Origin of the sequence: Mucilaginibacter aquaedulcis (assembly GCF_030409325.1) — a bacterium.
Classification (GTDB): domain Bacteria; phylum Bacteroidota; class Bacteroidia; order Sphingobacteriales; family Sphingobacteriaceae; genus Mucilaginibacter; species Mucilaginibacter aquaedulcis.
Genome location: NZ_JAUFPR010000003.1, coordinates 268,690 through 283,017, shown reverse-complemented (window position 1 = coordinate 283,017; position 14,328 = coordinate 268,690). Strand labels below are relative to the sequence as shown.

The following is a 14,328-nucleotide window of genomic DNA, read 5'->3' as shown; positions in this document are numbered from 1 at the left end:
TATTTAAATTCGTTGCCAACCTAATAAATAATGATGCGTTTCAGGTTTTTTATTTGCCTGCTTTTTATTGGTTTTATCTGCCTGAGCGCCTGTAAACGCCAAAATGCAGGCCGGAATACTTTTAAACTACTTTCGGCAGACGAAACCGGTGTGGGCTTTATCAATAAAAATATTGAAACAGATTCGGTTAATATTCTTGACTATCTGTATTTCTACAACGGGGCAGGCGTGGCCTCAGCCGACTTTAATAACGATGGCTTGCAGGATCTGTACTTTGTATCAAACCAGGGTTCAAACAAGCTTTATCTGAACAAGGGCGGTTTAAAGTTTGAAGATATAACGGACAAGGCTGGAGTAGCCGGAAGCGGCAACTGGAAAACCGGAGTAACCATAGTTGATATTAATGGCGATGGCCTGAAGGATATTTATGTGAGCGTGGTATCTGGCTATAAAACCTTCAGGGGCAAAAATCAGCTGTTTATCAATAATGGCGACCTTACTTTTACCGAAAGCGCAGCAAAGTACGGCCTTGATTTCGCGGGGCTATCTACCCAGGCATCATTTTTTGATTATGATAAGGATGGCGATCTGGATATGTTCCTGCTTACCTCATCTGTACATAGTAATGACACCTATGGCGATTCAACCTTAAGAAAAAAATACAACCATGATTCCGGCGACCATCTTTTTCGCAATGACGGTGGCCATTTTACCGATGTGAGCAGCCAGGCCGGTATTTACAGCGCACCCATTGGTTATGGTTTGGGACTGAGTATTGGCGATCTGAACAATGATGGCTGGGACGATATTTACGTGAGTAACGATTTTTTTGAGCAGGATTATTACTATGTAAATCAGCATGATGGCACTTTTAAGGAGGAATTGAACGGCGCGTTCGGGCATACCAGCCTCTTCTCCATGGGCAATACCATGAGTGATGTAAATAAGGATGGCCACCTTGATGTGATCACTACTGATATGCTGCCGGGAGATATGAAGGCCCTGCGATCAACCATAAACGATGAGCCATTTGATATTTATAATCAGCGGGTAAACGCGGGCTATGGCTATCAGTATTCAAAAAATTGTTTGCAGTTAAATGTTGGTAACGGCAATAAATTTATCGACCTGAGCTTTTACAGCGGCGTTTCGGCTACGGACTGGACGTGGTCGCCTCTTGTTGAGGATTTTGATATGGATGGCCATAAGGACATGTTTTTTTCAAACGGTATCAAAAAACGTTTGAATGATTTAGATTATCTGAAATATCTGGGCAACCCGAGTGTAATGGAGGGTTTTAAGAATGATCGAATTTTTGATAAAGAAAAGATAGCCATGATGCCCGATGGGGCCGTAAATAATGTTTTTTACCATGGCAGTGATAACCTGAAATTTATTGATGAGTCGGCAAATAATGATATGCAGCAGCCATCTATTTCGGCAGGTTCCGTAGCCGTTGATCTGGATAATGACGGCGATTTGGAGATAGTGACCAATAATATGAATGAGCCTGCTTTCATTTATAAAAACAACACTATTGAAAGCCATAAGGATAAGCCCGATTATTTAAAATATGCTGTAAAATATACCAAAGCCAACCCGGATGGTATTGGTACTAAATTTTACCTCAAATCAGATAAACATATTGATCATCAGGAAATACAAACCAGTAATGCCTATGAAAGTACCCAAAGCAACGAACGGATTTTCACCTTTTTGCCGGGTGAAAAACCAAAGCAATTACTGGTAATATGGCCCGATAACAGCTGGCAAATTATAGATCATTTTAAACAGAAACAGGTAATTACCTATGATCCAAAACTGGTGAAACCGGCAAAGGATGTAACCGGCATCATAAAAAATTTTATCGGTGATAAAAAGCAGTTTGATTATAAACCGGCAAAGGCAACGCTGCTTGCAAAGTTAAAACCATCTAACATACCAGATTTTGATTACGCTTCATTATTGCCTCATAACTACCTGCCGCATACCCCGGCAATTGCGGTTGCTGATATTAATAACGATGGCATAGATGATATTTATGCAGGTGGTTTTTCTGGCGAGGACAAATATTTACTGATAGGCAATAAAACGGGAGGATACGATAAAGTAACAGCGCCTCAATTTGATCAATTTAAGGAATATGGTGATGAAAAAGCGATCTGGGCCGATATCAATAAAGATGGCCTACCCGATCTGATCGTGATCAGCACTAATCATCCGTTTCTGGAAGTCGTTAAGCGGATGCAGCCTCGGCTGTACATCAACAAAGGTAACTTTAAGTTTGAGTACAAAGCCTTACCTCAATTGCCCTATCAGGCAAGCAACATTGGCATATTTGATTTTAACGGCGATGGATTGAATGATATTTTGTTTACCAGCAGTATCATATATCGCGATTATACAGCCAATCCGCCATCAAGTATATTGATCAATAAGGGCAATGGGGATTTTATTGTGAGTAATGATAAAGCTTATGATAACATTACACACATCCCATATATTACCAGCATCAGCAGTACCGATATTGACCACAATGGCCAGCCCGATCTGCTCATCACTGCCGAGTGGCAGCCTGTTTATATTTTTTTAAACAAGGGCAAAAAATTGGAGCGGTTTTCTTCTGCCGTTTTAGATAACGAAAAAGGATGGTGGCAATCCGCATTAATAACCGATGTTGACGGCGATGGTAAAGCCGATCTGATTGCTGGCAACTGGGGAACAAACAATAAATATAACGTGACAACCGACTCACCCCTTTATGCTTACAACAGCGACATGGATAACGACGGCAAAAATGACCTGATACTGTCTTATGCCTATAAGGGATCATACTATCCGTTCAGACCCAAGAATGATCTGGAACAGGAACTTCCGTATTTGAAAAAGGAATGGCTGAGTTATCAAAAGATGGCTGATAAAACAACTGCCGAAATATTTGACGGCAAGCTCGACGATAAAACCCGTTTAAGCGCCAATCAGTTTAACAGCATTTTTATAAGTGATATACTGCATGCCAATACTTACAAAGTATTGCCTTATTTGTATCAGCAATCGCCAATAAGAACAATTACTCAGGGCGATAAAACCGGCGATATTTTACTGAATGGGAACTTTTGGGGTGTGATACCTTACGAGGGCAAGTATGATGCCATGGGCTTAATGAATATGCGCTACAACAAGCAACTTGGTGGTTTTATGGCCCCCGAATACCTCATCAACGGGGCATTTAACTTTCAGGAATTTACAAACGTGATCCCGGTTAAAAACTCAGGGGGTAAAAGTTATATTGTACTCACCTATGATGGCAGACTGATGCAGGTTAACGATAATTAAATAGGGTAAAGGCCGCTGGGTGCAGCGGCCTTTACATTAGCCATCAGTTAATTTGTACCTGTTTTTGAATTGTGCAGGGATCGATCTTTACGTTTTCGTACCTGGCACCTTTATCTTTGATGTAGGTTTGGCCATACATGGAAAAGCCATGTGATTCAAACTCGCCGGTTGGGGGGATTGATACATTGTATGTGCCGGATTTAAGTGATACAGTTTTACTGCCATAAGCCGGAAATTTAAACGTATAGCTCTCTAGGCCAGAAAATGTGATCACAAATGAATCGATCCCGGTTGAATTGGATAAAAGGTAATCTATAGTTTTCGTGGTGTCACAGTCACTCTTTGCAGACGGGATGCCTGAAGAAGAGCTTGGAGAACTTAATCCGTTACGTGGTTGTATATTGTCATTCTTTTTGCAGGCCGCAGCTGCCAAAAATAAACAGAATAAAGCGGGGTAATAAATGAACGTTTTCATGATGGGTTAGTTAAAAGGGTTACACAATGATTTAATAATTGTTGTTATCCCCTTAGTCGAAATCCCTTGTGTTAACAGAAACAAGTTTTGCTCATTTAAATTCAACTGGTGGCAATTAACATTAATATCACATTAAAATGTTTCCTTTGTCTGCTAATTTTATGTGATTAGCTATTGATATAACTTTCTTTAAAGCAATAATATAGCTGCTTGATAATGATCATTACCTGTTCAGATTTTTTAATATGACCAACTTCCTTGTCAGGCCAGCTCATTTATTAGCCTTTTTATGCTCCTTTCTGCTCATCCTCATAAATACTGCTGCATACGCACAGATAGAGAACAGCAAGCAATTTGAGAAATTTCAACTGTTAGGGCAGCAGCATCCAGACTCGGCCCTTATCCTTCTGAAAAAGCAACACGCCAAAGCCGTTCAGGATAATGATAACCACACTGCAGGTATATGTTTGCAGCAAATGGGCCAGATCTGTTTTAATCAGGGCCACTACGCCCAGGCTTTAGACTTTTATTTGCACGCCGATAAGGTATTTGGTACAGATGGTAACAAAGATCTGCTTGCCGAAAACCTTAGTAAAATGGGGATACTATATTACTACAATAAAAGATCGGATAAATCATTCCAGTTGTACAAAAAAGCCCTTTCATTATATAAAATAACCAATAACAAACATGGACAGGCCGAAATATTTGGAGCCATTGGGCACCTGTATGAGAAGCACCACCGTTATGACAGTTCCTTTTACTATCAGCGCCTGGCACTAAAAACCTATAACCAGATTGGGGATAACTATGGGCAGGCCAAGATATATGAAAACCTGGGCAGCATTCATGAAGACCTTGCTAATTATGATTCATCATACACCTGCTTTAAACACTCGCTTGAAATTTACCGTCAGCATCATGACGAGGTGGCCAGCATTGAGGTGATCAATAACATTGGCGATATTTTGCGTAAAACCGGCAAATATGAGCAAGGCATTCAGCAATCACGGATGGCCTTCACACTCTCATTAAAAAACAATAACCTGTACCAGTTGGCTGCTTCCTGCCGTGATCTGGGCAAGGGTTTCCAGTTGATGAACCGCTTGGATAGCGCCTATCATTACCTGGAGTTGAGCCGGAAATATTCGTTGGAAATATACTCGCAGGAGAGCCTTAACCAAACCGCTTTTTTACAGGTGTTGTATGACATGGATAAAAAGAGCAATGAAATAACAAGACTCAACAACATCCGCAAAACCAACCAGATTTTTACTATAGCGGTTATTACCATTGTTATATTGGTGATAATACTTGGCCTGGTGATCTTTAGTCGCCAGCGGCTCAAAATGCATGATGCACGTGTTTTAGCCGAACAGGACAAATCTATATTTGAGGCCCAGCGTGCAGTAATGGAGCTTGATCTTAAAAACAAACAACTGCAGGAAGAAAGCCTGAAACAACAGCTGGACCTCAAAGGTCAGGAGCTATCGGCACATACCCTCAACCTGATCAAAAACAACCAGTTGTTAGAGAGCATGCGTAATACCCTGCAGGATATGGTTAAGGATGATAAGCGCGATCAGAAAAAGCAAATGCAGCAAATTATCCAGCAAATAAACCAAAGCTTTAACCACGAGCAGCACTGGAAAGAGTTTACCACAGCTTTTGAACAGGTACACCAAAGCTTTTTAGATAAATTGAAGCAACACAGCAGCGAATTAACCTCTGCCGACATCCGCCTCATAGCGCTCCTCAAAGTTAATATGGACTCGAAAGATATTGCCGGCTTATTGGGCATATCAAACGATAGCCTTCGTGTTGCCCGCTACCGCCTTCGCAAAAAACTCAACCTGGAGCAGGGTGACAACCTTTCTACTTTTATACAGGCTTTGTAGATGAGTGATGAGTTTGAGGTGCTAAGCCCAGTTAATTTCGTCATGCCGAATTTATTTCGGCACCCCACAAGAAAGGTTGTGCGTATGATATTTACTCAGCATACGGGATTCTGAAACAAGTTCAGGATAACGGATTTATTGTATGAACCATGATTAAACAGATTCATCGGATTTAAGGATTTTACTTCAGTTTATGCTGATAAATACTTACGAAGTTTTTAAAACTTCGTAAGTATGTCAGGTAGGCTATCATGTGTATGAACGATGTTTTACCCACTTAACATTTGCTTAATGTAACGGTAAACTAATGATAATGGAGGTTTTTTAATTTGTAATATTGTTGATAATCAAGTAATTGTAGTTTTGTGTTGCTGTTGCATATATGCTGCTTGTAACGCTGTTTCCTTTTTGTAACGGTCAAATGTTTTGGTTGATATAGTTGTTTAACACTTTTGCGGCGTCAAAAAAAATCAATCACAATTGAATTAATCGTTTACAAAATGAGTAAATATTTACAAACCTTATTATTCCTGCTGTTGTGCGTTACCGCAGCTAACGCCACAAAGCTAAAGGGCAACGTTTATGACCGCAAAACCGGCGAACCCCTGGTAGGGGCCACCGTTAGCCTCGATAAAACCGGGAAGGCAACCACCACCGGTTTAGATGGTTCTTTTGAATTGAAGGATGTACCTAAAGGGCACTTCACCTTAAAGGTTTCTTACATCATGTTTAAAACCAATGTTCAGGAACTGGATATTGAAAAAGGAGACTCTCCACGCCTTAAGGTTTACATGGAAGAAGCCGGAAAGGAGCTTCAGGAAGTAACTATTTCAACTAAAAAGAATGCATCAACTGAAACTACAGCAAGGCGTTTGGAGCAGCAATCTACCCAGGTGATGAATGTGGTATCGGGCAGGGCCATTGAAATATCACCCGACCTTACCGTGGCCAACGTTATAGCCCGTGTATCTGGCGTATCGGTTGAGCGTAACAGCAACGGCGATGGTCAGTACGCCATCCTGCGTGGTATGGACAAACGCTATAACTACACGCTGGTAAACGGCGTGAAAATCCCGAGCCCTGATAACAAGTACCGCTATGTACCGCTTGATATTTTCCCTTCAGACCTGTTGGCCCGTTTGGAAGTTTATAAAACCCTTACCCCAAACATGGAAGGCGATGCCATGGGCGGAGTTGTTAACATGGTGATGAAGGATGCACCAGACCGTTTTGAAGTGAATGCCAACATAGCAGGCGGCTACAGCCAGCTGTTTTTCGATCGTAAGTTTATGAGCTATGATTATGGTAGCATCAACCACCGCTCGCCATCTGAAATAAATGGTAAGGCCTACCAGGCTACCCAGGCCGATTTTCCGAAAGGAACTTTAAGCTATTCGTTAAAACATCCTGCACCTAATGTAGTGGGCAGCTTATCATTAGGGCAACGCTTTTTTGACAGCAAACTGGGTGTATTGGTTGCAGGCAGTTACCAGAATACCTATCGCGGTAGCAATAGTATTTTTTATGATAGCAAGGTTGTACCAACAGCTCAATACGCAGCAATTACCGCTCGTAATGACAGGGAATATTCTGAGCAGCAAAAGCGTTACGGGTTATTTTCCAAAGTTGATTACGTGATTGACAGCCGCAATAAACTGAGTTTGTTTAACACCTACGTTAACTTACAAAACATACAGATGCGTGATGAGCTTTCAACCAATTTCTCTACAGATTATGACCCGGCCAAAGGCAACGCGCAGTTAGGTTACTCAACTCGCAGCCGCTTTACCGAACAGCAAATTTATAACGGTATGCTTCGTGGCGATCATAAGGTGTTCAATGATAAACTGAAAATCCAATGGTCGGCAGTATACTCATCGGCAGAGAATGAGGTGCCTGATAATACCACCATTGATGTTAACGGCGTTCGTGAAAACTTTGTAGATAGGCGTACCCTGCTTAGCAACGGTACCCCGGTTAATCACCGCTGGGAGCGCAATACAGATGAAGACAAAGCTGGCTACCTCGACCTGACCTACACAGCTCCGGTTGCAGGTGTTAATGTTGATTTCTCGGCAGGTGGCTTATACCGCGATAAACAACGCAGCAGCTTTTATAACAATTACTCCCTAACCCCTGTCAATCCAAACGCGGTTTACGGGACCGATTTCCAGAACTATACCGATCTGCAATTCACGGTAACTAATCCTGGCGGTGCGGTAAATAATCCATTAACCTACGATGCTTCTGAAAAAACAAGCGCGGGTTATGGTATGTTTAAATTCAATACCAAAGAAGTTCAGGTAGTTGGTGGTGCCCGAGTTGAACACACTGATCAGGGCTATCGTATGCTTTTCCCGGCAGGTGAAAACCGCCCGGTAGGCAACCAGGTATATACCGATGTATTGCCAAGCTTAACTATCAAATACTACTTAACAGATAAGCAACAGTTACACGCATCTTACTTCAGATCACTTAATCGCCCCGGCTTTTATGAGATAGTACCAAGCAAGGTAGTTAACGAAGAATACCAGGAGCGTGGTAACCCGGATCTGAAACGTGCCATTGCCGATAACTATGATCTGCGTTACGAGCTTTTCCCTGATGCAAGCACACAGTTGCTGGCGGGCGCCTTCTACAAAAACATTAAAAATCCTATTGAGTATACCTTCCAGGCCGATGCTACCCGCGGACAGGATACCTATTATACTCCGGGCAATTTTGGTACTGCCCATAACTACGGTGCCGAGATTGATTTCATTAAGTTTTTCAACAAGTTTGGTGTAAAGGCCAACTATACCTACACCCACTCGCGCATCACAACGCCTAAGGATACTTACATAACTGATGCTAATGGCGATACCCGTAAAATATCGGTAAACCAAAGCCGCCCGCTTTATGGCCAGTCTGAGCATATTGCCAACGTGTCGTTTTTTTATAAAGACACCAAAAAAGGTTGGGACGCTCAAATTGCAGGTGCCTACACCGGGCCGCGTATCAACACGGTATCGCAGTTCCTGAACAATGATCTGTGGCAGCAGGGTTTTATCCAGATGGATGCCTCGGCCGAAAAAAGATTTAAAAACAGATTGAGTGTATTTATTAAAGGAGGTAACCTGTTAAACACCCCAAGTAAGTTGTTTATTAAAGGCACCAACCCAACCAACGCCGCACTAAAGGATGATGACATTGAATCGCACGGACATACTTTAATACGCAGCGATTACTACAAACAAACATACCTGATAGGCATACGCTATAAACTTTAAAAAAATTATTAATCATTATTAATTGAAAATATGATGAACTTAAAACCAATATTCACGGCACTGTTATTATCAGCCATAGCCGTTAGCGGTTGCAGAAAGGCCAATTTGGATGTAGATACGAGCTCGGCCAATGGTTCGGCAAGCGGCGAGGTATCGGGTGTGTGGGCCAAAGGCAGCACCCAAATTATTAAAGGCGATATCACTATCCCGGCCGGTAAATCGCTCACCATTGAAGAGGGGGTAACCGTACTGATGGATACCATTGCCAAGCCGGAAATTATTGTAAAAGGTAACCTGTACTCGATGGGTACTGCCGAAAACCCAGTAAAGTTTACCGTGAACGATGCCTATAAAACCCCGGCCAAAAAGTTTGGCAAAATGTGGGGAGGTATACTTGCGGCTCCAACCTGTACCGAACTGGTGCTTGATCATACCATTTTAGAGTATGGTGGTAATACCACTTCAGATGCATCTACCTCCGTAAAACAGGGTTTATATAAAGCCGTTGCCGGCGAAAACCTGCCTGCGCTGTGGTTCTCCAACGTAAACGGTAAACTCATTGTGGTGAACAGTATCGTTCGTAACTTTCAGGAAGACTGTACTTACATTGAGGGCGGCAAGATCATTTTCGCAAACAACACCTTCTATACTACCGGTGTAACCGGTGGTGAGGCCATGAACTTTAAATCGGGCTGTTTGGCCGATGTTGGCTTTAACATTGTTTACAGTGCAAATACCAATGCGCTGAAACTATCAAACTCCGGCGACCGTAATCCACAAGCCTATATTATAGCCTACAATAATACCATGGTTAATACAGGCTGGCGCAGGCCATCGGCCAAAGGTGGTTCGGTATGGCTGGAAAGCAACGTACATGCGGATCTGTACAATAACCTGTTTGCCAATACCCGTTTTGGTATCAAGAGAGATACCAAATCAACAGAAGATAAACGTACCGTGATCAGCAATAACCTGTATTATGGTTATGATCAAACCACGGTTGACCAGTTTCAGCCCTCTAAAGATATTGTAGGCGGTGTAAACGAGATTATCAGCACTAAGGCTGGTGATAACGATCCTAAGTTTGTAAACTACCCGGTATCTACCCCGGTATTGAATGCTGATTTTAATACCGCCTGGGATTTTCACCTGCAAAGCGGTTCGCCTGCACTTAATCATGGTAAAACCGATTTTATTAGGCACCATGCAGCAGGTATTACCATTGCCGGTGTAGGTGTAACCTACAACTCCCCCGATCCTGCTAACTACATAGGCGCTTTCGGTACAAAATAATTTAACGTTACATCTTATGCAGCCCGGCTACACGGCCGGGCTGCCTTTTATCAATATTATTAATGAATAAATTTAATAGCTATTTACTGCTATCGGCAGGTATTATTTTGCTTAATTCGGCATGCTGCCATAGCCAGGTGCGCGATAGTAAAGGAGCAATCGTACCCGGTAGTGCTGCCCCTGCCATTAAACCGGTTGTGATAACCGAACCGGTGTTGTTTGATACCGATGACCCTGCTATTTGGGTAAACCCTGCCGATCCGGCTAAAAGCCTGATCATTGGTACCGATAAAAACAGCGAGGGCGCATTGTATGTGTTTGACCTGCAAGGCAAAATTGTAAAAGATAAAGTAGTGCGTGGTTTAAAGCGCCCAAACAATGTTGACCTGGCTTACGGGCTGATGCTGGGCGGTAAACCTACCGATATTGCCATTACTACCGAGCGCATGACGCACAAGCTGCGCATATATTCCCTGCCTGATATGAAGGAGGTTGACAATGGCGGCATAGAGGCATTTACCGGCGAAACAGGTTTTGAATACCGTGATCTGATGGGCATATCTATCTATACTTCCAAAACTGGTAAAATGTACGCTATTGTCGGGCGTAAAAGCGGGCCGCAAACTGGTGGCTATATCTGGCAGTATTTGCTGGAAGATGACGGTACCGGTAATGTGAAAGCCACATTGGTACGTAAGTTTGGCAAGTACAGTGGTAAAAAGGAAATAGAATCGATAGCTGTAGATAACGAACTGGGCTATATTTATTACTCTGACGAACAAACCGGCGTACGCCAATACTATGCCGATCCGGAGAAAGGCGACCAGGAACTAGCCATATTTGGTACTACAGGTTTTAATGCAGATCATGAAGGTATATCAATATATAAACTGACCGATAAAACAGGCTATATTTTGGTATCTGACCAGGGTGCAAACCGTTTCCAGATATTCAGTCGCGAGGGTACTAAAAGCAACCCATTTGAGCACAAGCTATTGAAAATTGCGAATGTTGCAGCGCAGCAAAGTGATGGTTCTGACGTAACCGAAGTTCCGTTGAATGGTACTTTTAAACATGGTATTTTTGTAGTAATGAGCAACGATAAAACTTTTCATTACTACCGTTGGGAAGATATAGCCGGCAAAGAGCTGAAAACAAAAGCCGCTAAATAACAACCCCCTGATTAATACTTTGTAAGAATTATTGAATTAAACCCGGGCCGCTCAGATCATTGATCTGAGCGGCTTTTTTTATAATGCAATTTATCAGGCAATAGTTACGGTAACACCGGTGCTTTCAAGGGTGTTTACAATGTGGTCCGATACCTGATCGTCGGTAATGATCTCGTCTATCTCGTCAATATTGCAAATTTTGCCAAAGCCGCGCTTACCAAATTTGGTGGAATCGGCCAGTACAATAGTTTTATTGGCAATGGCCATCATCTCTTTATTTAAATGGGCTTCCATGGCATTGGTAGTGGTAAGGCCGTATTCAATATCAATACCATCTACCCCCAGAAATAACATGCTGCAAAAAAAGTCTTTCAGTATGTTTTCGGCATAAGCCCCCATTACTGATGATGAACTTTTCCTGACCATGCCACCCAATTGTAATACTTCAACTCCGGGTATATCGATCAAATCAATGGCCACATTTAAAGACGAGGTTATTACGGTAAGCGCTCCACGAGCCTGTATATTTTTAGCAAAAGCCTGAATGGTGGTGCCCGAAGCTAAAATGATCGAATCATCAACACCTATAAGCCGGGCTGCTGCCTCCCCGATACGCATCTTTTCGTTTGATTGTATCTTTTCTTTTTCGTTTACCGGCCTGTCGGTAGTGTATGGATTGCTTTGCGTTGCGCCGCCATGAGTGCGGTAAAGCAAATGTTTCTCTTCCAGATATTTTAAATCTTTACGTATAGTTACAGACGATACCTTTAATTCTTTACAAAGATCAACCACGTGAACGTAGCCTTCTTTTTGCATTTTATTAATGATGTGCTGATGTCGCTCTGTTAAATTGATCATAAATTATCCGATAAATTTATGTTACCAAATTACGCATTAGGAATAGCAAATAATAGATGAAATCCCTTTTGTTGATAACGCTTGCGGTGTTGTAAGGTTAAAATAAAACTGATTTATTTTTATCTGCAGGCAACCATCAAATAATTATCTTCGTAGCCTTATTTGGAATAAGACTTAATATGCTCATGGTTGATGTTGTTATTGCAGATAATCAGTTGCTTACCCGTGAGGGTATCAGTGCGGTTTTGGCGCCTTTTAAAGATATACATGTGCTGGGTTATGCTTCTACGGCCGATAGGTTAGATCAGATGATCCGGCAGTCGGAACCAAGGGTGGTGATCATTGATCATGATTTTGACAGTGACTTTGGTATTGAGGATATTAAGAATATCAACGCCAGATTCAATTTTACTAATGTGCTGGTACTTTCCAACAACCCTAATAGGGGCACTATAATTGAATTGATTGAGCATGGTATAAAAAACCATATTACCAAATACTGCCAAAAAGATGAGCTGATTGAGGCTGTTTATGCAACAGCCAAAGGACTGGAGTACTTTTGCGAAGATATTTCAAAAATACTTTTTGGTGATAAACAAGCCCTGCTTACTGCTGATAATATGCCGCCCCTGTCATCGCGTGAAACCGAAATTATTCATTTAATAGCTAAAGGTTTAACCAATAAAGATATTGCCGATAAACTCTACCTGAGCGTTCATACCATTAAAACGCATCGTAAAAACATCATCAAAAAGCTGGGCTTTACCTTTAAAAATGCCGCCGAACTGGTGATGCTGGTAGGTTATCTTAACGAATTCTTTATTTAGACCAGTTCTAAATATACCTCCCTGGGGGTATTGCCCCGCCTGCTTGCTAAAGCTAATTTTGAATCGTTCTAAATACACTAAAACGATATGAAAAAAACCTTTACTGTACTAAGCATGCTTTCTGCTGTGCTGATCCTGGCTTCAAGTTGCAAAGACGACAAAAAGAGTAATCCTGCCCCAAATTACACTGTACCAACAACCTATAATTTTACTAACGCCGATTTCTCGGATGCTACCACCCGTTTAGGTATGGTTACCGAAATGTCAAACCTGATGAAAACTGCCCTTACCGGCCCGCTTGACGGACAAACGCTTAAGAACATGTTTTCAAACACCAGCTCACCTTTTACCGGAGCGGCTGCTGCCTACAACACATCAGGCTTACAGTTAAAAGACCAAACAGCTACACTTTTCCAAACAGATGCATCAAACTTTATTGATAGCCTTGTGAAGGTGAGCAAAACAGGTACACCTGCCAGCAGGGGAGTAGCTGGTGTTGGGGCAAGTTCTGCCAGTCCTGCATCTAAATACGCCTTAACTGCAACTGGTGTTAACTATGCGCAAGTGTTTAACAAAGCTATTATGGGTGGCCTGATCACTTACCAGATAGTGAATAATTATATGACTGCCGGTATCAGCTCATCAGTTGATAATACTAACGTTGTTGCCGGTAAAGGCACTGCGATGGAGCACAACTGGGATCTGGCTTTTGGCTACTGGGGTGTTCCGGTTGATTTCCCGACCAACAAAACCGGTGCTAAACTTTGGGGCAGCTACAGCACGCAGGTTGATTCTGGTTTTAAAGCCAACAAAACTTTAATTGATGCTTTCCTGAAAGGCCGTGCCGCTATCAGCAACAAGGATAACGCCACCCGCGATGCACAAGCTACCATCATTTTGCAAACATTTGAAAAGTTAACCGCCGCCGCGGCGTTACAGGAAGTTAAAGAAGTAAAAGAATCTATAAGCGATAACATTGCCAGAAACAGCCGTTTATCTGAGTGCTACGGGTTTGTTTACTCATTGAAATATAATCCTAAACGTAAAATTTCAGACGCAGAGATAGATAAAATTTTAGGTCTGTTTCCGAAAAACTTTTATGATCTGACGCTTGATCAGCTTAATGCGATCAGGGATGAGATTGCCGGCCAATATGGCTTTGAATCAGTGAAAGATATTCTATAAACAACAACAACCTAT

General features: G+C 42.1%; 9 protein-coding genes. 7 read left to right on the top strand and 2 right to left on the bottom strand.

The annotated features are described in order from the left end of the window. Positions 1–30 precede the first annotated feature (30 nt). A complete protein-coding gene (locus QWZ01_RS16425; RefSeq protein WP_290325074.1) occupies positions 31–3,336 on the top strand; it encodes an FG-GAP repeat domain-containing protein in 3,306 nt (1,101 codons plus the stop codon). 43 nt (positions 3,337–3,379) lie between these two features. Here QWZ01_RS16425 and QWZ01_RS16420 read toward each other — a convergent pair whose 3' ends face one another. Next, on the bottom strand, positions 3,380–3,811 hold the full coding sequence (locus QWZ01_RS16420) for a hypothetical protein (RefSeq protein WP_290325072.1): 432 nt from the start codon (positions 3,809–3,811) through the stop codon (positions 3,380–3,382). 245 nt (positions 3,812–4,056) lie between these two features. Here QWZ01_RS16420 and QWZ01_RS16415 point away from each other — a divergent pair, with 245 nt between their 5' ends. From QWZ01_RS16415 to QWZ01_RS16400, 4 genes are all read left to right on the top strand, one after another. Further along, complete coding sequence (locus QWZ01_RS16415) at positions 4,057–5,709, top strand: tetratricopeptide repeat protein (protein WP_290325070.1); 1,653 nt, start codon at positions 4,057–4,059, stop codon at positions 5,707–5,709. Positions 5,710–6,209: 500 nt separating this feature from the next. Beyond that, positions 6,210–8,978 carry a TonB-dependent receptor gene (locus tag QWZ01_RS16410; RefSeq protein ID WP_290325069.1) on the top strand — a complete coding sequence of 923 codons (2,769 nt, stop codon included), beginning with the start codon at positions 6,210–6,212 and terminating at the stop codon, positions 8,976–8,978. Positions 8,979–9,008: 30 nt separating this feature from the next. Continuing rightward, complete coding sequence (locus tag QWZ01_RS16405; RefSeq protein ID WP_290325067.1) at positions 9,009–10,271, top strand: right-handed parallel beta-helix repeat-containing protein; 1,263 nt, start codon at positions 9,009–9,011, stop codon at positions 10,269–10,271. Between the two features lie 62 nt (positions 10,272–10,333). Then, the gene (locus tag QWZ01_RS16400; RefSeq protein WP_290325065.1) at positions 10,334–11,443 is read left to right on the top strand and encodes a phytase; all 1,110 of its coding nucleotides are present in this window, start codon (positions 10,334–10,336) and stop codon (positions 11,441–11,443) included. A gap of 93 nt (positions 11,444–11,536) precedes the next feature. Here the strand turns inward: QWZ01_RS16400 and QWZ01_RS16395 are convergent, their stop codons facing one another. Further along, complete coding sequence (locus QWZ01_RS16395; protein ID WP_290325063.1) at positions 11,537–12,301, bottom strand: DeoR/GlpR family DNA-binding transcription regulator; 765 nt, start codon at positions 12,299–12,301, stop codon at positions 11,537–11,539. 179 nt (positions 12,302–12,480) lie between these two features. Here QWZ01_RS16395 and QWZ01_RS16390 point away from each other — a divergent pair, with 179 nt between their 5' ends. Together QWZ01_RS16390 and QWZ01_RS16385 are read left to right on the top strand one after the other, a co-directional pair. After that, positions 12,481–13,128: a response regulator transcription factor gene (locus tag QWZ01_RS16390; RefSeq protein ID WP_290325061.1), complete on the top strand. Its 648-nt coding sequence runs from the start codon at positions 12,481–12,483 to the stop codon at positions 13,126–13,128. A gap of 87 nt (positions 13,129–13,215) precedes the next feature. Beyond that, a complete protein-coding gene (locus tag QWZ01_RS16385) occupies positions 13,216–14,313 on the top strand; it encodes a DUF4856 domain-containing protein (protein ID WP_290325060.1) in 1,098 nt (365 codons plus the stop codon). Positions 14,314–14,328 lie beyond the last annotated feature (15 nt).